The 19,006-nt window shown below is 71.2% G+C and carries 23 protein-coding genes; 12 read left to right on the top strand and 11 right to left on the bottom strand.

The features are described 5' to 3' along the window. Window positions 1–5: 5 nt before the first annotated feature. Window positions 6–581 carry a hypothetical protein gene (locus tag ACGH48_RS13525; RefSeq protein ID WP_123313871.1) on the bottom strand — a complete coding sequence of 192 codons (576 nt, stop codon included), beginning with the start codon at window positions 579–581 and terminating at the stop codon, window positions 6–8. Between the two features lie 153 nt (window positions 582–734). On the opposite strand from ACGH48_RS13525, the gene ACGH48_RS13520 reads away from it, so the two are divergent. Next, window positions 735–1,706: a carbohydrate kinase family protein gene (locus ACGH48_RS13520; RefSeq protein WP_396288938.1), complete on the top strand. Its 972-nt coding sequence runs from the start codon at window positions 735–737 to the stop codon at window positions 1,704–1,706. A gap of 64 nt (window positions 1,707–1,770) precedes the next feature. Here the strand turns inward: ACGH48_RS13520 and ACGH48_RS13515 are convergent, their stop codons facing one another. From ACGH48_RS13515 to upp, 5 genes are all read right to left on the bottom strand, one after another. Continuing rightward, entirely contained in the window at window positions 1,771–3,228 is a 1,458-nt protein-coding gene (locus ACGH48_RS13515; protein ID WP_396288937.1) for a serine hydrolase domain-containing protein, read from the bottom strand. Next, window positions 3,225–4,574 (bottom strand): cryptochrome/photolyase family protein, encoded by a 1,350-nt coding sequence (locus tag ACGH48_RS13510; RefSeq protein WP_396288936.1) that lies wholly within the window; start codon window positions 4,572–4,574, stop codon window positions 3,225–3,227. The genes ACGH48_RS13515 and ACGH48_RS13510 overlap by 4 nt, the downstream gene beginning before the upstream one ends. After that, entirely contained in the window at window positions 4,571–5,083 is a 513-nt protein-coding gene (locus ACGH48_RS13505) for a MarR family winged helix-turn-helix transcriptional regulator (protein WP_123313867.1), read from the bottom strand. Before ACGH48_RS13505 ends, ACGH48_RS13510 begins: the two co-directional genes overlap by 4 nt. A 293-nt stretch (window positions 5,084–5,376) precedes the next feature. Continuing rightward, the gene (locus ACGH48_RS13500; RefSeq protein ID WP_123313866.1) at window positions 5,377–6,147 is read right to left on the bottom strand and encodes a winged helix-turn-helix domain-containing protein; all 771 of its coding nucleotides are present in this window, start codon (window positions 6,145–6,147) and stop codon (window positions 5,377–5,379) included. A gap of 497 nt (window positions 6,148–6,644) precedes the next feature. After that, the gene (upp, locus tag ACGH48_RS13495; RefSeq protein WP_071290729.1) at window positions 6,645–7,280 is read right to left on the bottom strand and encodes a uracil phosphoribosyltransferase; all 636 of its coding nucleotides are present in this window, start codon (window positions 7,278–7,280) and stop codon (window positions 6,645–6,647) included. Between the two features lie 76 nt (window positions 7,281–7,356). Here upp and ACGH48_RS13490 point away from each other — a divergent pair, with 76 nt between their 5' ends. After that, the gene (locus ACGH48_RS13490; RefSeq protein ID WP_396291132.1) at window positions 7,357–7,791 is read left to right on the top strand and encodes a nucleoside deaminase; all 435 of its coding nucleotides are present in this window, start codon (window positions 7,357–7,359) and stop codon (window positions 7,789–7,791) included. On the opposite strand, the gene ACGH48_RS13485 is transcribed toward ACGH48_RS13490, so the two are convergent. Next, window positions 7,772–8,728, bottom strand: coding sequence for a cation diffusion facilitator family transporter (locus tag ACGH48_RS13485; RefSeq protein WP_340197441.1), 957 nt, complete (start codon window positions 8,726–8,728; stop codon window positions 7,772–7,774). The genes ACGH48_RS13490 and ACGH48_RS13485 overlap by 20 nt on opposite strands. A 64-nt stretch (window positions 8,729–8,792) precedes the next feature. Here ACGH48_RS13485 and proC point away from each other — a divergent pair, with 64 nt between their 5' ends. Continuing rightward, window positions 8,793–9,623, top strand: coding sequence for a pyrroline-5-carboxylate reductase (gene proC, locus ACGH48_RS13480; RefSeq protein WP_396288935.1), 831 nt, complete (start codon window positions 8,793–8,795; stop codon window positions 9,621–9,623). Between the two features lie 14 nt (window positions 9,624–9,637). Here proC and ACGH48_RS13475 read toward each other — a convergent pair whose 3' ends face one another. Together ACGH48_RS13475 and ACGH48_RS13470 are read right to left on the bottom strand one after the other, a co-directional pair. After that, entirely contained in the window at window positions 9,638–10,303 is a 666-nt protein-coding gene (locus ACGH48_RS13475) for a TrkA family potassium uptake protein (protein ID WP_123313863.1), read from the bottom strand. Between the two features lie 22 nt (window positions 10,304–10,325). Continuing rightward, entirely contained in the window at window positions 10,326–11,759 is a 1,434-nt protein-coding gene (locus tag ACGH48_RS13470) for a TrkH family potassium uptake protein (RefSeq protein ID WP_340197443.1), read from the bottom strand. Window positions 11,760–11,832: 73 nt separating this feature from the next. Between ACGH48_RS13470 and ACGH48_RS13465 the strand changes: the two genes are divergently transcribed. From ACGH48_RS13465 to ACGH48_RS13445, 5 genes are all read left to right on the top strand, one after another. Next, the gene (locus ACGH48_RS13465) at window positions 11,833–12,348 is read left to right on the top strand and encodes a helix-turn-helix transcriptional regulator (protein WP_123313861.1); all 516 of its coding nucleotides are present in this window, start codon (window positions 11,833–11,835) and stop codon (window positions 12,346–12,348) included. A 100-nt stretch (window positions 12,349–12,448) separates the two neighbouring features. Continuing rightward, complete coding sequence (locus ACGH48_RS13460; protein ID WP_022902482.1) at window positions 12,449–12,643, top strand: helix-turn-helix domain-containing protein; 195 nt, start codon at window positions 12,449–12,451, stop codon at window positions 12,641–12,643. A gap of 128 nt (window positions 12,644–12,771) precedes the next feature. Then, window positions 12,772–12,870, top strand: coding sequence for a 30S ribosomal protein bS22 (locus ACGH48_RS13455; protein WP_003792170.1), 99 nt, complete (start codon window positions 12,772–12,774; stop codon window positions 12,868–12,870). An 84-nt stretch (window positions 12,871–12,954) separates the two neighbouring features. Then, the gene (locus ACGH48_RS13450; RefSeq protein WP_396288934.1) at window positions 12,955–13,209 is read left to right on the top strand and encodes a glutaredoxin family protein; all 255 of its coding nucleotides are present in this window, start codon (window positions 12,955–12,957) and stop codon (window positions 13,207–13,209) included. Further along, a complete protein-coding gene (locus ACGH48_RS13445) occupies window positions 13,206–13,499 on the top strand; it encodes a Dabb family protein (RefSeq protein WP_123313860.1) in 294 nt (97 codons plus the stop codon). Before ACGH48_RS13450 ends, ACGH48_RS13445 begins: the two co-directional genes overlap by 4 nt. A 133-nt stretch (window positions 13,500–13,632) precedes the next feature. Here ACGH48_RS13445 and aspS read toward each other — a convergent pair whose 3' ends face one another. Then, the gene (gene aspS / locus ACGH48_RS13440; protein ID WP_123313859.1) at window positions 13,633–14,973 is read right to left on the bottom strand and encodes an aspartate--tRNA(Asn) ligase; all 1,341 of its coding nucleotides are present in this window, start codon (window positions 14,971–14,973) and stop codon (window positions 13,633–13,635) included. Window positions 14,974–15,145: 172 nt separating this feature from the next. Between aspS and ACGH48_RS13435 the strand changes: the two genes are divergently transcribed. Beyond that, window positions 15,146–15,499: a hypothetical protein gene (locus tag ACGH48_RS13435; protein WP_123313858.1), complete on the top strand. Its 354-nt coding sequence runs from the start codon at window positions 15,146–15,148 to the stop codon at window positions 15,497–15,499. 227 nt (window positions 15,500–15,726) lie between these two features. Here ACGH48_RS13435 and ACGH48_RS13430 read toward each other — a convergent pair whose 3' ends face one another. Then, window positions 15,727–16,101 (bottom strand): MerR family transcriptional regulator, encoded by a 375-nt coding sequence (locus ACGH48_RS13430; protein ID WP_123314084.1) that lies wholly within the window; start codon window positions 16,099–16,101, stop codon window positions 15,727–15,729. Window positions 16,102–16,170: 69 nt separating this feature from the next. Here ACGH48_RS13430 and ACGH48_RS13425 point away from each other — a divergent pair, with 69 nt between their 5' ends. The 3 genes from ACGH48_RS13425 to ACGH48_RS13415 all read left to right on the top strand — a co-directional run bounded on the left by ACGH48_RS13425 (window position 16,171) and on the right by ACGH48_RS13415 (window position 19,003). Then, window positions 16,171–17,661 carry a SulP family inorganic anion transporter gene (locus ACGH48_RS13425; protein ID WP_396288933.1) on the top strand — a complete coding sequence of 497 codons (1,491 nt, stop codon included), beginning with the start codon at window positions 16,171–16,173 and terminating at the stop codon, window positions 17,659–17,661. A 68-nt stretch (window positions 17,662–17,729) separates the two neighbouring features. Then, entirely contained in the window at window positions 17,730–18,386 is a 657-nt protein-coding gene (locus tag ACGH48_RS13420; RefSeq protein ID WP_123313855.1) for a histidine phosphatase family protein, read from the top strand. Beyond that, window positions 18,383–19,003: a TlpA family protein disulfide reductase gene (locus ACGH48_RS13415; RefSeq protein WP_396288931.1), complete on the top strand. Its 621-nt coding sequence runs from the start codon at window positions 18,383–18,385 to the stop codon at window positions 19,001–19,003. Before ACGH48_RS13420 ends, ACGH48_RS13415 begins: the two co-directional genes overlap by 4 nt. The last annotated feature ends 3 nt before the right edge of the window (window positions 19,004–19,006 follow it).

Raw genomic sequence — 19,006 nt, 5'->3', positions numbered from 1 at the left:
GTGGATCAGGCCGTGGGAACGGACGCGCCCGCGGCGAGGCGGTCGGCGATCGCGCGGAGTGCGGCGTCGGCGTCGGTGCGCTCCCGGTCGACGATCGTGCTCCACTGCGCACCGCGGGCGGCCATGACGGCGTCGTGTGCAGCGCGGTCGGCGGCCGCGGCGTCGTAGCCGTGCGCGAGGCACCACGCGGTGACCGCGGCGACGCGGTCCCGGTGCAGACCGCGGTGTCGGGTGCGGCCGTCCAGCGCCTCGACCGACCCGAGCTCGAAGGTGAGCCGCGCGGCGAGGGCGCGGTGCGGATCGCCGAGCCCGCCGAAGGTGGCAACGAGGTAGTCGCCGAGCGCAGCGCGGTCCGCGCCGGGATCGAGTGCGGCGTGGCAGACCGTGTCGGCCAGGTGCTCGACGACCGAGTCGATGAGCGCGTCGCGTGAGCCGAAGTGGTAGACGATCGGGTAGGCGCTCGTGCCCAGGACGCGACCGAGGCTGCGCACCGAGACGTCCTCGAGCTTGGTGTCGAGCAGGTGCAGGGTGACCTTCTCGAGGATCGCCGGCTTGAGCGTCGGGTCGGGCTTCCGGGGCATGGCATCTCCGTCGGATCGGCGGCGGCGGTCGCGCTATCGACGACCGGTGTCATGGAGTATGTTACCGGTCGCTCGGTCCGACGGTCACCGCGCGGAACCGGCTGTCGGGGCGTGAAAACGGAGCAATACTCGGTTCCGCGTAGACTGAGGCAGATGTCCACGCCGCAAGAGGCCTCCGTGCCCGTGTCGCAGCCCGAGGGGACCCGTGCCGGACGGGTGGTCGCGGGGCGCCGTCGGGGTGCCGGAAAACGCTTCCTGGTGGTCGGCGACGTCTTGGACGGCGTGCTCGTGCAGACCACCGCACACACCATCGGGGTCCACGATCCCGCAGCCGTGATCCGCCACCGCCCGACCGGCGCTGCCGGCAACACCGCTGCCTGGCTCGGTTGGCTCGGCGCCGAGGTCGACCTCGTCGCCCGGGTGGGCGTCGACGACGTCTACCGGCACGAACGGTCGCTGGAGGACGCCGGCGTCCGACCGCACCTGCGCTACGACGCGATGACCTCCACCGGGGTCGTGGTGTCGGTGCGCAACGACAGCGGCCGCACGGCGATGTCCGACCCGGCCGCGAGCGGGAAGCTCACGGCAGCCGACGTCCCCGACGCCGTGGCCCGACGTGCGGACATCGTGCACCTGACGGGGCACGCGATGCTCGGGGGCGGCGCCGACCGCATCGCCGCCCTGGTCGCCCGCGCCCGGACAGGATCGGCCAGGGTGTCGCTCGACCCGTCCTCGGCGGCCATCGTCCGGTCGGTCGGTGCTCCCGCCTTCCTCGACGCCCTCGCCGGTGTCGACGTCCTCTTCCCCGGCCGGCAGGAGGCCCTCGAACTGACCGGGTCGACGGACCTCGACGACGCGGTGCGGCGACTCACCGAGCACGTCCCGCTCGTGGTGGTCACGGTGGGCGCCGACGGTGTGCTGGTGGGGCGGCGTGGTCGGAGCGTGCACCGCGTCGCCGCGACACCGGCGACGGTCGTCGACACGGTCGGTGCCGGCGACGCGTTCGCCGCGGGGTTCGTGCGGGCGTGGGCGACCGATCCCGTGCGGGTCGGAGCGGCGGCGCGCGAGGGCACCCGGGTCGCCGCCCGGGCGCTCGGGTTCGTCGGCGGCCGACCGCCGGTGTGACGGCCGGGGCCGGGGCTCGAGCCGGCCGCGGTCACGACCGTGACGTTCCGCCCGGTCAGCCCGGTCAGCCCTCTGCGGGCTCCGCCACGACGGTGAGGGTCTGGACGCGACCGGTCGACGACGGGGCGAGCCGGATCTCGACGCGCAGGCGCCCGCAGGTGCCGGGCAGCCACCAGCGGAGGTGCGACGGCGTCGACGACTGCTCGGCGACGGGAGCAGCGGTCAGGTCCGCCCCCACCTCGGCGACCGCGGCGGCGATCGCGCGTCGGCGGCGATCGTAGGGGACGTCCATCGCCACGTTCGGCGTGCAGATCGCGTCCGCCACGTCGTCGCGCCAGTCGGCCAGGAGGCCCGTCACGGCGGTCTGCGCGGCTCGCGTCGCCCGGATGGTCGGGTCGGCGCCGGGGCGGCGTGCGGGTCCGGTGCCCGCACCGGCGAGTGCCGGGGACGTCGTCGGACGCGCGGTCTCCAGGAGCAGGTCGTGTGCCTGCTGCGCCGCGGCCGAGACCTTCGCCTGCGTCGCGTTCTCGAACGCGACGACACCGAGGCCGGTCTGCGCGGACCACCGCATGTGCGCCGAGAACCCGGGGTAGCCGCCGGAGTGCGAGACGAGTTCGCCGAACCGGTCGTCCTGCTCGACGAACAGCCCGAAGCCGTACGCCGTGGCGCGCGACGAACCGGGGACCACGGACGACGGCACGACCCGCATCGCCTGCTGCATGAGCCGGCGATCGGCGGGGGAGACCGGTCCGGGCTCCGGGGTGTCGGACGACGCCGATGCCAGGTGCGTCGCCCAGCGTGCGAGGTCGCGGACGGTGGAGAACAGGCCACCGATGGACGAGAATGCCCCCGGGCCGGTCATCGGCAGGGGTTCCCAGTCGCCGTCGTGCGGACGGAACCCGGTGACGACCGGCCCCGGAGACTCGGCCGCGCTGAACACCGTGTGGTCGAGACCGAGCGGCCGGAGCACCGTGTCGCGTGCCGCCTCGGTGAACGGGCGGCCGGAGACGACGGCGACGACCCGACCGAGCAGGGCGTAGCCGAGGTTCGAGTACGCGAACCGGGTGCCGGGCACGGAGTCGAACAACAGCCCGCCGCGCAGGACGTCGTCGAGCTCGGCGTCGCTGATCGACTCCTGCCGGTCCGCCCAGGGGTCGTCGGTGGGGAACCCGGCCGACATGGTCAGCAGCATCCGTAGGGTCGGGACGGGGGAGTGCGGTGTGGGCAGGTGCACGGCGCCGAACGCCGGGACGAACGCGGTGACCGGTGCGTCGAGGTCCAGGTGGCCGTCGGAGACCAGCGTCAGCAGCGTCGCCGCGGTGACGCTCTTGGTGCACGACGCGATCCGGTAGACGCTGTCGGCATCGGGCCGCTGCCCGTCGCCACGGTCGCCGTGGCCCCCGGAGGCGATGAGACCCGTCCGGTCGAACACACCCCACGCGTTGCTCGGTGCGACGCCGCGGTCGACACGGTCACGGAAGAGCGCGTCGACCTGCGCGACGGCGGCGTCCCACGGGGTCACGACCGACGCATCTCTGCGTAGGCGTCGAGGGCACGCTGCCGCGTCGCCTTGAGGTCGACCATCGGCTCGGGCCGGAGCTCGTCCGAGGGGACCCATCGGTGCACGTACTCACGGTGCGGGTCGAACCGTTCGAGCTGCCGGTCGGGGTTGAACACGCGGAAGTACGGCGCCGCGTCGAAGCCCGACCCGGCGACCCACTGCCAGTTCCCGGCGTTGTTGGCCGAGTCGGCGTCGACGAGGGTGTCCCAGAACCACTGCTCGCCCACGCGCCAGTCGACGAGCAGGTTCTTGACGAGGAAGCTCGCGGTCGCCAACCGGACGCGGTTGTGCATGGCGCCGGAGTGCCACAGCTCCCGCATGCCGGCGTCGACGAGGTCGAACCCGGTCGTGCCGGTGCGCCACCGGTCGACCTCTGCCGCCGGGGCGTCCCGCCACGGGAACGCGTCGAACTCCCGACGCACGTTCACCGTCGTGATGTCCTCGCAGTGGAAGTGCTCGTTCCAGTTGAACTCGCGCCACGCCAGCTGCCGCAGGAAGGCCGAGGCGTTCTTGCGCTGCTCCGGCTCGAGCGCTCCGTGCAACCGGTGCCACACCTGGTACGGGCTGACCTCGCCCCAGCGCAGGTGCGGGGACAGGTCGCTCGTGGCTGCCATGGCGGGTTCGTCCCGCTGGTCGTAGTCCTCGAGCGCGTGGGTGACGAAGTGCTCGAGCCGCTGGTGGGCGCCGTGCTCGCCGGGTTCCCAGGCGTCGCGGAGTCCGCCGGCCCAGTCGGGACGGGTCGGCAGCAGGTCCCACTGGTCCAGGTCGTCGCTCGTGACCCGGGCGGGTGCTGGCAGGTCCCGGGGCTTCGGGAGCGGGTGCCGCGGTTCGGGCATCGCCTGGGCGGCGCGCCAGAACGGGGTGAACACCTTGTACGGTTCGCCCTGGCCCGTGAGCACGGTCCACGGTTCCCAGAGCAGGTTCGCCGCGAAGCTGTGCGCTTCGATGCCGCGGTCGTGCAGCGCGCTCTTGATGCCGGCGTCGACCTCGCGTTCGGCGGGGCCGTACCGACGGTTCCAGAACACGGCGTCCGCTCCGGACTCGGCGACGAGGGCGTCGATCACCGCGGCGGCCGCGCCCCGTCGCAGCACCAGCCGCGAGTCACGGTCGCGCAGTTCGCCGTCGAGGGCGGTGAGCGAGTGGTGGAGCCACCAGCGGCTGGCGGCGCCGGCGGGACGGATGCCGGGGGACTCGTCGTCGAGGACGTAGACCACCGTGACGTCGCCGCCGTGGTCGATCGCAGCGCGCAGCGCGGGGTTGTCGGCGAGTCGCAGGTCGTCGCGGAGCCAGACCAGTGCGCCGCTCACACCGGTGCCGGATCCGACTCGGAGACCGTCCGCGCGACGGGTCGTCGGCCCGGGGCGGTGCCGACCGCGAGCCGCAGCTTCGTGCACAGCTCGGTGAGGGTGCGGAGTTCGGCGTCGGAGAGCCCGGCGCCGACCTGCTGCGCGATGCTCGCCGCGTGCTGCACGGCCACCTGGCGGTAGACGTCGAACCCGTGCGGGGTGAGCGCCACGATCACGCCGCGGGCGTCGGACGGGTCCGGCTGCTTCTCGACGATCCCGCGGGCGAGCAGGCGATCGACCAGGCGGCTCACGCTCGGCTGGGTGAGGAGCAGGTGACCGGTGAGGTCACGCATGCGGCAGCGCCGGCCGGGCTGCGTCGACAGGTTGAAGCAGACGTCGTACTCGTTGAAGGAGATCTCGCCGCCCGGGAAGTCCGCGTTGAGGCTCCGCATCACGGTGACCTGGGCGCGGAACAGTGATTCCCAGGCAGCGACGGCGGTCGCCTTCTCGCTGCGGCGTGAGTCGCTCACGATCGCGCTCCCCTCTGGTCGGACGGTCCGTCCACACTACCGACGGCCCCCGACAGGGGCGGGTTCGACATGCACGAGGGCCGACATGCACCAGCCCGACGTGCACGAGGGCCGGCCGCTCTTCCGAGCGACCGGCCCTCTCCCTTGCACCAAGAGTTTCCTGCAATCACATTCCGCAGCCGGTGCCACAGCAAACACCGTCTGCGCGTCCGACTGTATAACGAAGCGGTAACGGCGCGCTAGCCTCTCCGAGGGTCGTTCGCTGCGAGTTCACCAAGAGCGACCGATCAGCATCAGAAGAGGTCGGGCGACGGCGTCGAGGCGTAGCGGACGGCCACGTCGGCGTGCCGGTCGAACCGGTACCCGACGCCGCGCACGGTGCGGACGATCTCCTCGAACGCGCCGAGCTTGGAGCGGAGACGGCGCACGTGCACGTCGATGGTGCGCTCGTTCGGGGTCTCGTCCTCGCCGTCCGACCACAGACCGTCGATGATCGCCGAGCGGTCGACGGTCTGGCCCTCGCGCAGCACCAGGAACTGCAGGAGTTCGAACTCCTTGTACGTCAGGGGTGCTGCTTCACCGTCGAGGGTGACGCGCTTCCGGGAGATGTCGATGACGACCCCGGTCTCCTCCGGCTCGGGCTTCTCGGCCTGCTTGCGCGCGGCGACGGCGGAGCGGTCCTGCAACGCCAGCCGGACGACGTCGACGTCGCGGCCGCCGGACTGCTCCGCGGCGACGGCGACGGCCGCGTAGGTCTCCGAGTTCGGGACGAGCTGCGCGGTGAGCGCCTTCAGCTGCTCGACGACGGCCGCGAGCGTGGTGCCGGCTGCTGCCGCCTTCGCCTCGTCGATCCCGACGTACAGCGCGAAGCCACGGGCCTCGGTGCCCTCCGGCAGCGAGCGGTTGCGCTGCGGTGCGACGACCGGGCTGGTCGGCACGGCGGTCTGGCCGGTCGTGGCCGGCGTCGCGGGACGGGGCCGGATCGGGGTGACGGTCCCGAGGTCGGTCGGCGTCGGAGCGGCGGTGCGGAGCGCGGTGCGGGGCTGGGCGATGGTGAGCGACATGGTGGTTCTCCGGGCGATGTGGCCGGTGCGCGTGTGGCGCGTGCGGCGGTGTCGAATGCGTCGACCCGGGTACGGCTGGATGCCGTCGTGCCCTGCGGTCCTGCTGTGGACCGGGGCGGACCCGGGGGAACGGGAGACAGACCTCGTGACGTGGTGCGCGTCGTCGACGGTGTCCGTCACCCGGGGATCACACGCTCGCGACCGGGGTGGTGTCGCGGGGGATCCGGCTGGAACGGGTGCCGATCAGGCACACATTCGACAACGCATGACGGCGACCGGCATCATCATGCCGGCAGTCCCCTGGACCTCGGAGAGGACGCGGGTGGACACGGTTGCAGTCATGGGACGAGTATCGGCGGTATACCAAGGCGGTGTCAACCGTCCGAGTGGACGGTGCGTTCCGCGCACCGGCGGCGGTGGACCGGGCTGACGGACGACGGGAGGCCCGTGGCGGTGTCGCCACGGGCCTCCCGTCGATCGTGGGTGACGTCGACTGCCTACTCGGCCAGTCCGTAGAGGCGGTCGCCGGCGTCGCCGAGACCGGGCACGATGTACCCGTTCTCGTCGAGCTTCTCGTCGAGGGCGCCGAGCACGATCGAGACGTTGCGGTCGCCGACGGCCTGCTCGACCATCGCGAGTCCCTCGGGTGCGCCGAGGATGCACACGCACGTGACCTCCTCGGCGCCGCGGGCGAACAGGAAGTCGATGGCGGCGGCGAGGGTGCCACCGGTGGCCAGCATCGGGTCGAGCACGAAGCACTGCCGGCCGGACAGGTCGTCGGGCAGGCGCTCGGCGTAGGTCTGCGGCTCGAGGGTCTCCTCGTTGCGGGCCATGCCGAGGAACCCGACCTCGGCCGTCGGCACGAGCTTGACCATCCCCTCGAGCATGCCGAGGCCGGCACGCAGGATCGGGACGACGAGCGGACGCGGCTTGGCGATCGAGACGCCCATGGTGTGCGCCACGGGGGTGTCGATGGGCGTCGCGGTGACCCGGACGTTGCGCGTGGCCTCGTACGCGAGGAGCGTGACGAGCTCTTCGGTCAGGGCGCGGAACGTGGGGGAGGGTGTGGTCCGGTCGCGGAGCACCGAGAGCTTGTGGGTGATGAGCGGGTGGTCGGCGACGTGGACTCGCATAGGGTCGAGCCTACCGTGCTGCCGACCGCCAGGAGGTCCCGTGGAAGCGCCCGCTGCCCGTCCGTTCGTCCCGGCGATGGAACGCGCGCTCGACGAGGCCCGCGCGTGCCTGGCGACCGGCGACGTCCCCGTGGGGGCGGTGGTGCTCGACCGCGACGGCGAGGTCGTCGCCGTCGGCCGGAACGAGCGCGAGGCACTGCAGGACCCGACCGCGCACGCCGAGGTGCTCGCGCTCCGTGCGGCGGCCGCGGTGACCGGGGACTGGCACCTCGACGGGCACACGCTCGTCGTGACGCTCGAGCCGTGCCCGATGTGCGCCGGGGCGATCCTGGCAGCGCGTGTGCCCCGGATCGTGTTCGGTGCCTGGGACCCCAAGGCGGGCGCGACCGGCAGCGTCTACGACATCGCCAGGGACCGCCGGCTGCCGCACCGCTCCGAGGTCGTCGGCGGCGTGCTCGAGCGCGAGTGCGCCGCGCTGCTCGACGCCTTCTTCAGTCAGCGGCGAGGATGACGATCGCCTCGGTCGGCGGACGCGGACCGGTGCGGAGCACATCGGGTTCGACGTAGATGACGCGGGCGATCGGCACCGCGGTGCGCACGCGGTGCTCGACGGTGTCGATGCCGGCGGCGACGTCCCCCAGGCGGCGGTCGCCGTCGACGGCGACCTTCACGCCGACCATGAGCTCGTCCGGGCCCAGGTACAGCGTCTTGATGTGGATGATCGCGTCGACCTCCGGGCCGTCGAGCACCGCGTGCTTGATCCGCTCGACGTCGGCGGCCGTGGCACCCTCGCCGACGAGCAGGCTCTTCGTCTCGATGCCCAGGACGACCGCGACGGCGATGAGCAGGGCGGCGATGAGCATGGTGCCGATCGCGTCGAAGACCCCGTTGCCGGTGATCGCGGTCAGCCCGACGCCGAACAGGGCGAAGACCAGACCGAGCAGGGCGGCGGTGTCCTCGAGCATCACGACGGGGAGCTCCGGGGCCTTGGCGCGACGGACGAACTGCACCCAGCTCTGCGTGCCCTTCTGCGGCCGGGCCTCCTTCAGCGCAGTGCGGAGCGAGAAGCCCTCGAGCCCGATCGCGATGACGAGCACGACGAGCGGCAGCCACCAGTTCTCGAGCGGGTGCGGGTGGGCGAGCTTCTCGATGCCCTCGTAGAGCGAGAACACCCCGCCGACGGAGAACAGGATGATCGAGACGACGAAGGCGTACACGTAGCGTTCGCGCCCGTAGCCGAAGGGGTGCTCCTCGTCGGCGGCGCGACGGGCACGGCGTCCGCCGAGCAGCAGGAGGAGCTGGTTCGCGGAGTCGGCCAGGGAGTGCACGCCCTCGGCCAGCATCGACGCGGACCCGCTGATCGCGGCCGCGATGAACTTCACGATCGCGATGCCGACGTTCGCACCGAGTGCGGCGAGGATCGCCTTCGTGCCTCCAGAAGCGCTCACAGCTGTCCCCTTCTCCCGATCTGGAAGACGATCCTAGGCGAGGCCGGTCGGTAGGGTCGGGAGCATGACGATCGACCTGCCTCGTACCGCCCTGCTCGGCGTCGGCTCCATGTCCGGCTCGGTCCTCGACGGCCTGCTCGCCGCCGGGCTCGACCCGGCGACGGTGACCCTCACGACGAAGTCCGAGGGGTCGGCCGCCGCCCACCGGCAGCGCGGGCTCGACGCCACCGCGAGCGACACCGACCCCGATGCGAACCGCCGCGCTGTCCGTGGCGCGGCGCTCGTCGTCGTCGGCGTGAAGCCGTACATGATCGCGGACCTGCTCGACGAGGTCGCAGCGGACCTGGAGCCCGGTGCGGTGCTGGTCAGCGTGGCGGTCGGCACCACGACCGCGAGCATGGAGTCGCGGGTGCCGGCCGGTGTGCGCGTCGTCCGTGCACTCCCGAACACGCCCATCGGCGTCGGCCACGGCGTCACCGGGGTCAGCGCCGGCGCGTCCGCGGACCCCGACGCCGTCGCGCTCGCGTCGTCGGTGTTCACCGCCTCGGGACAGGTGATCGAGGTGCCCGAGACGCAGCTCGACGCCCTGTCCGCGGTGTCCGGTTCGGGCCCGGCTTACGTCTTCCTGCTGGTCGAGGAGTGGCAGCGCGCTGCCGAGGCGCTCGGCTTCACCCCGGACCAGGCGGCCACGATGGTGCAGGGCACGTTGCGCGGCGCCGTGGAGCTGCTCGACCGGTCGGATCGCGAGCCCGCCGACCTGCGGCGTGCCGTCACGAGCCCGAAGGGCACCACCGAGCGGGCCGTCGCGGTGCTGCAGGATGCCGATCTGGCCGACACCTTCCTGCGCGCGTCGCGCGCCGCGATCGCGCGCGCGGAGGAGATCGCCGCGTCGTAGGGGCGCGGGCGGACCTACTCGAACGCCGCGAAGCGCTCCAGGTCGGTCTCCGAACCCGAGACGATGATCACGTCGTCCTCGCCGATGATGCTCTCCGGCGTCGCCGGCACGAACGGGCTCCCGGGCGGCTTGATGCCGAGCACCGTCAGACCGAACCGGGTGCGGATCACCGTGGTGGCGAGGTCCTTCCCGCGCACGGCCCGTGGCGGGAACATCTTGACCACGGCGAAGTCGTCGTCGAACTCGATGAAGTCGAGCATGCGCCCGGACACCAGGTGTGCGGTGCGCTCCCCGGCTTCACGCTCCGGGTAGACGACGTGGTTCGCGCCGATGCGGGACAGGATCGTTCCGTGCGAGCGGCTGATGGCCTTCGCCCAGATCTGCGGGATGCCGAGGTCGACGAGGTTCGCCGTGATCAGCACGCTCGACTCGAGGTCGCTGCCCGTCCCGACGACCGCGATCGCGAAGTCCTGCGCACCGATCTGCCGCAGCGCGTCGATGTCGGTCGCATCGGCCTGCACGGCGTGCGTGACCCGGTCGGACCACTTCTGCACCAGGCCGGCGTCGGTGTCGACGACGAGGACCTCGCGGTCCTGCCGCTCGAGCTGACCGGCGGTGGCGGCGCCGAAGCGGCCGAGGCCGATGACGAGCACGGGTGCGTCGTGACTGATCGCACCCATCGGGTGCGGGGGACGGGTTCGGTCAGCCAACGATCGGCCTCTCCTCGGGACGGCGGAACAACTGCCGGCTCTGACTCGCGGCCAGGGCTGCGGCGATGGTCACTGTACCGACCCGGCCGAGGAACATGGTGGCGGCCAGGACGTACTTGCCGGACTCGGGCAGGTCCGCGGACACGCCGGAGGACAGACCACTGGTCGAGAACGCCGAGATCACCTCGAACAGCACGCGGTCGAGCGAGTCATCCGTGATCTGCAGGAGCACCACGGTCGCGACCGCCACGATCGTCGCTCCCCAGAGCACGATGGCGACCGCGACCCGCAGCACGTCACTGGGGATGCGGCGCCCGAACGCCTCCATGCTCTGCCGGCCGCGGGCCTCGGCCACCGCGGCGAGGAACAGCACCGCGAGGGTCGTGACCTTGATGCCGCCGGCGGTCGACGCGGAGCCGCCACCGATGAACATGAGCATGTCGGTGACGAGCAGGCTCGACCCGTTCAGCTGGTCGAAGTCGACGAGCGAGAAGCCGCCCGAGCGGGTCATCGTCGACAGGAAGAGCGCCTGGAACGCGGTCCGCCCGGCGCCCTCCTCGCCGAAGGTCGTCGGGTTCGAGGCCTCGAGCGCGGTGTAGACGATCGCACCGCCGACGAGCAGGACCGCGCTCGTGGCCAGGGTCAGCTTGACGTGGATCGGCCAGCGGCGCGGCGTGCGGAGCTGCTTCGTCAGGGCACGGATGACGGGGAACCCGATCGACCCCGCCACGACGCCGATCATCAGGAGCGTCAGGAACCAGTAGTCGTGGGCGAACGGGTCGAGGCCGTCCGCGTTGGGCGAGAAGCCGGTGTTCGTGAACGCCATCGCCGCGTAGTAGAAGGAGTCGCCGACCGCGGTCCAGAACGGGATGCCCGCGATCAGCACCGACGGCAGGAGCAGCAGGCCGAGGACGATCTCGATCGACAGGGTGCTCACGGCCACCGTGGCGAGCAGGGTGCCGACCTCACCGAGGCGGACGGCCTGCCCCTCGGGCACGGCACCGTGGTGGGTGCGGAGCGGGTTCGAGTCGCCCGCGGCCATCAGCTTCGCGCGGAGCCCGAGCTTGCGGGTCACGAACAGCCCGAGGATCGACGCGAAGGTCAGCACGCCCACCGCGCCGATCTGCGTGCCGATCACCACGAGGACCTTGCCGAAGACCGACCAGTGGGTCGCCATGTCGACGGTCGCGAGGCCGGTGACGCACACCACCGAGGCCGCCGTGAACAGCGCGTCCGAGAAGTGCGTGCCGGTCCGGTCCGCGGCGGCCCACGGTGTCATGAACAGCGCCGTGAACACGAAGATCAGGGCGATGAACACCACGATCGCCAATCGCGACGGCGACGATCGCAGGACCGTCGCGATCCGTCCGCCCCGTCGCCGGGTGACGGTCACGTGCCGCGGGAGCGGCTCGGTGCGGTCGAGCATCGTATGCCTCCGAGGACATGGGCCGGGACGGTTCGTCATGGTACATCCGAGGTGCCCCGGCTAGCCTTGCCGCATGGCCGACATCTTCTCCGTCGTGGCGGACCCCACGAGGCGTGAGCTGCTCGGAACCCTCCTCGCCGCGTACGGATCGGACGTCACCGGCGGGGAACTCAGCGTCGGGCAGCTCGTCGAACGACTGGGCGTCAGCCAGCCGACGGTGTCGAAGCACCTCCGCGTCCTGCGCGACATCGGCCTCGTCACCAGCCGCGAGGAAGGGCAGCACCGCTTCTACCGGCTCGACCCGGAACCGCTCGTGTCCCTGGAGGACTGGGTCCTGCCGTTCACCGGCGCGGTCGACGCCGACGGCATGCCCGCGACCACGGCGTGGACCCCCGACGGTCAACCCGTGTCGGTGCGCCGGAACGGGGCGGCCGGCAAGGCCACCGTCGAGGTCGGCACCGAGCTCGGGCGTGTCATGGCCGAGGCGTCCTACCGAGCCACCGCGGCGATCTCCGGCGCGCAGCAGGGCTGGGAGCGTGTCGTCGACCGCAGCCGCAAGCGCTTCACCCGCCGCGGGGACGAAGACTGAGCCTGGACACTGGGTCGCACGCGCCTCTACAGTTGCCAGTGACCACACAGGTCACACCAAACCCGTGCGCGGATCGCGTGCGAGCCACCGAAGGCGGATCATGACCGGCAGTTTCGACGACGTGCGCTTCCTCACCGTCGCTGAGGTCGCCGAGATGATGCGTGTCTCGAAGATGACCGTGTACCGCATGGTCCACGCCGGTGAGCTCCCCGCCATCCGTTTCGGCCGGTCCTTCCGTGTCCCCGAGTCAGCCGTCGCCGACGTGCTGCGCGGTGGCATCGCAGACGTCGGCTGAGCGCACGCACGTCCGTTCCGGGCGCGTTCGACATCGCGTCAGCCCTCCGGTAGACTCGGCCGGGTTGATTTTCCGCGGTCTCGACGGCCCGGTGTCCGATACATCAGCACAGTCCGAGCGAGGTCCACATGGGTTCTGTCATCAAGAAGCGTCGCAAGCGCATGGCGAAGAAGAAGCACCGCAAGCTGCTTCGCAAGACGCGCCACCAGCGTCGCAACAAGAAGTAGGCCCCGAGCCTGCAGCGTCAAGCCCCGGTTCGCCGGGGCTTTCGCATTCCCCAGGGGGCTCGGGCCGCAGGTTACGCTGGAGCCATGCCCGCAGTGACGTTCCTGACGAAGCCCGGATGCCACCTCTGCGACGGCGCCCGACCCGTGGTCGAGCGCGTCGTTGCCGAACACCCCGGCGTGACCCTGCAGGAACGCTCGATCCTCGACGATGACGCCCTCCGCCAGGAGTACGCGGAGGACATCCCCGTCGTGCTGGTCGACGGGCGCGTCCACAGCAACTGGCACGTCGACGCCGATCGGCTCGCACGTGCCCTCGAGAAGGCCGGTGCCTCCGCATGATCTCCCACGTCGTCGCCTGGACCCTGCGCGAGGACCTCGACCGCGCCGCGTCCATCGCCCGGATCCGCGAACTCCTGACCGGCCTGACCGGCACCATCGGGTCGATCCGCTCGCTCGAGGTCGTCGAGAACGTCGCCTACCCGGACAAGAACAGCGACGTCGCCGTCGTCGCGTCGTTCGACGACCTCGCGGGACTCGACGAGTACCAGGTGCACCCGGACCACCAGGCCGCCGCAGCCGAGATCCGTGGACTGGTCACGGGGCGGGCCGCCATCGACTGGGAGCGCTGAGCCGGGCCTCCCGTCCCGCCCCCGGCGCTGCGTGCGCTGCGGCGCTTCGTGAGCAGAAATGGTCGCCTCCCACATCGGGAGGCGACCATTTCTGTTCACCATGTGCGCCCGCGAGGGGCGACGCGTGACGTGATTACGGGGTCAGGCGCGTCGGGCCACGGAAGAGGTACGTGACCTCGCGGATGGACGGCTCGCCGAGCATGAGCATGAGCACGCGCGCGAGGCCCATGCCGAACCCGCCGTGCGGCGGCACGCCGTAGCGGAAGAAGTCGAGGTACCAGCCGAGCTCCTCGGGGTCGAGGCCCTTCTCGACGGCCTGCGCCTCGAGCACGTCGACGCGGTGCTCGCGCTGCGCGCCCGTGGAGATCTCCGCACCGTTGAAGATGAGGTCGTAGCTGTTCGTGAGCGTCGGGTCGCCCGGCTTCCGCATGTGGTAGTACGGCCGGATCGAGGCGTCGTACTCGGTGACGAAGACGAACTCCGACCCGTGGTGCTCCTTCGCCCAGGCGGCGACGCGGCGCTCGCCCTCGGGGTCCAGGTCGCCGTCGGCACGCACGACGTCGTGTCCGCTGTCCGCGACGATCTTCCGGGCCTCGGCCAGGGTCACACGGGGGAACGGCGTCGCGGGGACCTGCAGCTCGAAGCCGAAGACCTCCTCGATGTCCTTGCCGTACTTCTCCTTGACCGCGGTGATGCCGGCGACCAGGACCTCTTCGTGCATCGCCATGACGTCCTCGTGGGACTCGATCCACGAGAACTCGGCGTCGACGCTGGTGAACTCCGTCGCGTGCCGGCTCGTGAACGAGGGGTCGGCGCGGAACGCGTCGGCGATCTCGAACACGGCACCGAAGCCGGCGGGCTGCGCCATCTGCTTGAAGTTCTGCGGCGACTGCGCCAGGTAGGCGGTCGTCTCGAAGTACTCGAGCTGGAACAGCTCGGCGCGCGACTCGGAGGCCGACGCCATCAGCTTCGGGGTGTGGATCTCGATGTAGTCGCGGTCCACCCAGTAGGTGCGGAACGCGTGCTCCAGCGTCGTCTGGATGCGGAAGATCAGGTTCTGTTTGCGGTTGCGCAGGTCGAGGAAGCGCCAGTCGAGCCGCTTGTCGAGCGACGAGTCGTCGGCGATCGGGGTCTCCGGGATCGCGGCGCTCACCACCTCGAGCGCGCCGACCTTGACCTCGAGGCCGCCGAGCTTGACGCGCTCGTCGTGCTTCAGGGTGCCGGTGGCGTGGATGAAGGTGCCGTGGGCGAGGCCCGAGATCTCGTTGGTGGTGGCGAGCGCGGCCTGGGCGGCGTCGTCACCGTCCTCGGCCTCGCGCGTGGCGGGGTTCACGAGCTGGACGGCGCCGGACTCGTCGCGGAGGACGACGAACTGCACCTTCTTCTGGTCTCGGACGGTCTCGACCCATCCGGCCACGGAGACGGGGCCGTCGGGGAGGGCAGCGAGGTCGGCGATGCGGGTGCGTTCGATCACGGTGGTCGAGTCTAACCGTCTGCGTCCGGCGGCGTCGGTCCGCAGGGTGCTCCCCTCCACAGGGCGGCATGCGTCCGGCGCCGTCCACAGGTCGGCCGGGAGGCCCGTGGGGCGTCCCGCGGGTCCGTAGCGTTCTCGACGTGGCCGGGTCGCGGGACGAGAGGGGGACCGGGTGGGGACGGGGACGGGGGAGCTCGCGACCTGGCCGCCTGCGGCGGTCGCGGTCGTGGCAGCAGCGCTGTGCACGGCGGCGTTCACGCTCATCGCCGCGTTCGTCGGTGGGCTGTGGGCGGTCATCCGGTGGCGGCGGGACGTCGCGCGCGAGCAGCGGGACCGGGCGTGGTCCCGCTTCGTCTGGACGGTCGACCAGACGTGCGCCGACGACATCGGTCGCGCCGAGCTCGGTCGCGCCAGCGCGAAAGCGATGTACGAAATGCAGATTCTTCGCGACGACGACGAGGCGGTGGGCAACATCGTGTTGGAACTCATCACGGGAAGCGAGGCAACGTGGACGAACACGGAGTGACAGAGCGTGATCCGGTGGTCGAGCTCTTGGAGCGTCGAGAGGCCGAGTGGCGAGAGCGCATCAGGCGGAAGTACCGGTTCAGACCGAGGAAGGCGCGCCGTGTCATCTGGGAGCACGACGAAATCCGGCGTCGCTTGCGCGAATGGGACGTAGCCCATCACGAGCGCGCGCGGCTCCGCGCCGAGCGCGCGCGCCTGGGGGCCACCGCGGCGGCGGGCGCCGTGCGGTCAGGGGAGCGACGCGCGGAGTGACCCGAGCGTGCCGATGAACTCCTCTGCCATGCCCGCCCGCTCGACGAGCTTGGCGTGGCGGGCGCGAGCGTCGTCCAGGTACGCGTCGAGTCGTGCGGCCAGTGCTCGTTCGTCCTCGGGGTCCTTCGCTGCGAGGGCGTCGACCACGCGGAGGAGCTCGGCCATCTCGTCGAGCGTGAACCCGAGCGGCTTCATGCGGCGGATCACGAGCAGCCGGTCCAGGTCCTGCGCGGTGTAGACGCGGAACCCGCCGGTCGTGCGGCCACTCGGCACGAGCAGACCGACCTCGTCGTAGTGGCGGATCGTCCGCAGGGACATGCCGGCGCGGTCCGCCAGCTCGCCGATGTGCATCGTGTCCGGGGCGTCGGTGGTGCTCACGGCGCACAACTCTACCCTCACGTGAGGGTAGAGTTCCCGTCGATGTCCGTGATCACACACGCGCCGGCTGCCCCGAGCGTCCTCACCGCCCTCCGCTCACCCCGCACGCTGACCCGGGAGGTCCTGGCCGGGATCGTCACCGCGCTCGCCCTCATCCCCGAGGCGATCTCGTTCTCCGTCGTCGCCGGTGTCGACCCGGCGGTCGGTCTCTTCTCGAGCGTGATCATCGCGATCGTGATCTCGATCGTGGGCGGGCGCCCGGCGATGGTGTCCGCCGCAGCCGGGTCGGTGGCGCTGGTCATCGCGCCGCTCGTCCGCGAACACGGCATCGAGTACCTCGTGCCCGCGATCGTGCTCGGCGGCGTGTTCCAGCTCGTCCTCGGGTTCCTCGGCGTCGCGCGACTGATGCGCTTCATCCCGCGCAGCGTCAACGTGGCCTTCGTGAACGCGCTGGCGATCCTCATCTTCACCGCACAGCTGCCCAACCTGCTCGGCGACGACGTCCCGTTCGTCGTCTGGCCGCTGACCGCCCTCGGCATCGCGATCATCGTCGGCTTCCCGTTCCTGACCAAGGCGGTCCCGGCGCCGCTCATCGCGGTCGTCGTGATCACCGGCATCACCATGCTCTTCAGCGTCGTCGTCCCCACGGTCGGTGACGAGGGCGAACTGCCCACCGCACTGCCGGGGTTCAACGGCATCGTGACGCCGTTCTCGTTCGAGACGCTGCAGATCGTCGCGCCGTACGCGTTCGGCGTCGCGATCGTCGGCCTCATCGAGACTCTGCTGACCGCGCAGCTCGTCGACTCGATCACCGAGACCGGCTCGAGCAAGTGGCGGGAGTCCTGGGGGCAGGGCGTCGCGAACATCGCATCGGCGTTCTTCGGTGGTACGGGTGGCTGCGCGATGATCGGCCAGACGGTCATCAACGTGAAGACCGCGGGCGCGCGGACCCGGATCTCGACCTTCGTCGCCGGTGCGTCCGTGCTCGTCCTGACGATCGTGCTGCACGACCTCGTCGCGCAGATCCCGATGGCCGCCCTCACCGCCGTGATGCTCATGGTGTGCGTGGCGACCTTCGACTGGCACAGCATCCGCCCGCGCACCCTGCGACGGATGCCGCTCGGTGAGACCGCGGTCATGCTGATCACGGTCGTGGTGGTCGTCGTGACCGAGAACCTCGCGACCGGGGTGCTCGTCGGGGTCGTCGTCGCGGCGCTCGTCTTCGCACGCCGGGCGGCCCACGTCGTGACGGTCGTGCGCGAGCCGGTCGACGAGCACACCGTGCGCTACCGGGTCCGCGGTGCGTTGTTCTTCGCGTCGTCGAACGACCTCGTCACCCGGTTCTCCTACGCCGAGGATCCGGAGCACGTGGTCATCGACATGTCCGACGCGCACGTCTTCGACGCCTCGACGGTCGCGGCGCTGGACGGCGTCGAGCAACGCTTCGCCAAGCACGGGTCCACGGTCGAGGTCGTGGGTCTCAACACCGGGTCGGTGGCCATCCACGGGCGGCTGTCGGGCGAACTCGGCTGAGCGCTTCCGCATCCGGTGAATCGGCTGTGGGGCCGGTGAGCACCGATGGGCGACCTACACTGGAACCCATGCCCGCCACCCGACTCCACCTCGTCCGGCACGGTGAGGTGCACAACCCCGACCGCGTCCTGTACGGCCGGCTCCCGGGCTTCGGACTGAGCGACCTCGGCAAGCAGATGGCCCTCGCCTCGGCGACCGCGTGGCAGGATGCCGGTGTCGACGTGCGCCGGATCGTCGCCTCGCCGCTGCAGCGCACGCAGGAGTCCGCGGCGCCGTGGTCGGCCGCGTACGGGCTCGACGTCACGCTGGACGAGCGGCTCATCGAGCCGACGAACCGGTACGAGGGGCAGCCCCCGGGCTTCACGAAGCGTTCGCTCGGCCGCCCGGCGGAGTGGCCCTGGATCGCGAACCCGTTCCGACCGAGCTGGGGCGAGGCGTACGAGTCGATCGCCAACCGCATGCTCGCGGCGATGACCACGGCGTGGGAGAGCGTCGACGGCGGCGACGTCGTCCTCGTCAGCCACCAGCTGCCGATCTGGATGGTCCACCGGAAGCTCGCGGGGGAGTCGCTCTGGCACGACCCGCGCAAGCGCCGCTGCGACCTGTCGAGCATCACCACCGTCGAACGGGTGCCCGCCTCGACGACCGGTCGGTTCACCGAGGTCGGGTACACGGATCCCGCGCAGGAGCTGCGCGCGACCGCCATCGACGAAGGAGCAGTGTGAGCGTCATCAGCAAACGGTTCGCGGTCCTCGCAGCGACGGCGGTCGCCGCGGCGCTCGTCCTGTCGGGATGCTCGTCGGACAACGGTGACCTGGTCAAGCAGTACGGCAACGGCACCACCCAGAACTACATCTCCGGCGACGGCGCGGTGACCGAGGTCACCGCCGACAAGCGGTCCGACGCGGTGGACTTCGAGGCGAAGGACTCCGACGGTGACACCGTCTCGTCGAAGGACCTCAAGGGCAAGGTCGTCGTCCTGAACTTCTGGTACGCGAGCTGCCCGCCGTGCCGCGCCGAGGCGAAGTACCTCAACAAGGTGCACGCGTCCTACGCCGGTTCCGACGACGTCGCATTCATCGGCGTCAACGTCCGCGACGAGGCAGCGACCGCGGCTGCCTTCGAGCGCACCTTCGGGGTCGACTACCCAACCGTGCTCGACCAGAAGACCGGCACGATGCAGCTCGCGCTGTCCGGTCAGATCGCTCCGAACGCCGTGCCGGCGACGATCGTCCTCGACACCAAGGGCCGCGTGGCTGCCCGGGTGCTCGGTGCCGTCGACGGCACGAGCATCCTGAAGACCCTGATCAGCGACGAACTCGACGCCGGCAAGGGCTCCTGACCC

Source organism: Curtobacterium pomorum (genome assembly GCF_044497295.1).
In the GTDB taxonomy this organism is placed as follows: Bacteria; Actinomycetota; Actinomycetes; order Actinomycetales; family Microbacteriaceae; genus Curtobacterium.
This window is presented reverse-complemented; position numbering and strand designations above follow the sequence as displayed.

Bases quoted from the DNA above. Each gene is read 5' to 3' on its own strand.
- ACGH48_RS13430 (WP_123314084.1), bottom strand. From the start codon at position 16,101: ATGCACATCGGCGAGCTGGCGGACCGCGCCGGCATGTCCCTGCGGACG.
- ACGH48_RS13470 (WP_340197443.1), bottom strand. From the start codon at position 11,759: ATGCTCGACCGCACCGAGCCGCTCCCGCGGCACGTGACCGTCACCCGG.
- ACGH48_RS13465 (WP_123313861.1), top strand. From the start codon at position 11,833: ATGGCCGACATCTTCTCCGTCGTGGCGGACCCCACGAGGCGTGAGCTG.
- ACGH48_RS13520 (WP_396288938.1), top strand. From the start codon at position 735: ATGTCCACGCCGCAAGAGGCCTCCGTGCCCGTGTCGCAGCCCGAGGGG.
- ACGH48_RS13500 (WP_123313866.1), bottom strand. From the start codon at position 6,147: ATGTCGCTCACCATCGCCCAGCCCCGCACCGCGCTCCGCACCGCCGCT.
- ACGH48_RS13475 (WP_123313863.1), bottom strand. From the start codon at position 10,303: ATGGGTGCGATCAGTCACGACGCACCCGTGCTCGTCATCGGCCTCGGC.
- ACGH48_RS13425 (WP_396288933.1), top strand. From the start codon at position 16,171: ATGTCCGTGATCACACACGCGCCGGCTGCCCCGAGCGTCCTCACCGCC.
- ACGH48_RS13525 (WP_123313871.1), bottom strand. From the start codon at position 581: ATGCCCCGGAAGCCCGACCCGACGCTCAAGCCGGCGATCCTCGAGAAG.
- proC (WP_396288935.1), top strand. From the start codon at position 8,793: ATGACGATCGACCTGCCTCGTACCGCCCTGCTCGGCGTCGGCTCCATG.
- ACGH48_RS13450 (WP_396288934.1), top strand. From the start codon at position 12,955: ATGCCCGCAGTGACGTTCCTGACGAAGCCCGGATGCCACCTCTGCGAC.
- upp (WP_071290729.1), bottom strand. From the start codon at position 7,280: ATGCGAGTCCACGTCGCCGACCACCCGCTCATCACCCACAAGCTCTCG.
- ACGH48_RS13455 (WP_003792170.1), top strand. From the start codon at position 12,772: ATGGGTTCTGTCATCAAGAAGCGTCGCAAGCGCATGGCGAAGAAGAAG.
- ACGH48_RS13460 (WP_022902482.1), top strand. From the start codon at position 12,449: ATGACCGGCAGTTTCGACGACGTGCGCTTCCTCACCGTCGCTGAGGTC.
- ACGH48_RS13420 (WP_123313855.1), top strand. From the start codon at position 17,730: ATGCCCGCCACCCGACTCCACCTCGTCCGGCACGGTGAGGTGCACAAC.
- ACGH48_RS13445 (WP_123313860.1), top strand. From the start codon at position 13,206: ATGATCTCCCACGTCGTCGCCTGGACCCTGCGCGAGGACCTCGACCGC.
- ACGH48_RS13490 (WP_396291132.1), top strand. From the start codon at position 7,357: ATGGAACGCGCGCTCGACGAGGCCCGCGCGTGCCTGGCGACCGGCGAC.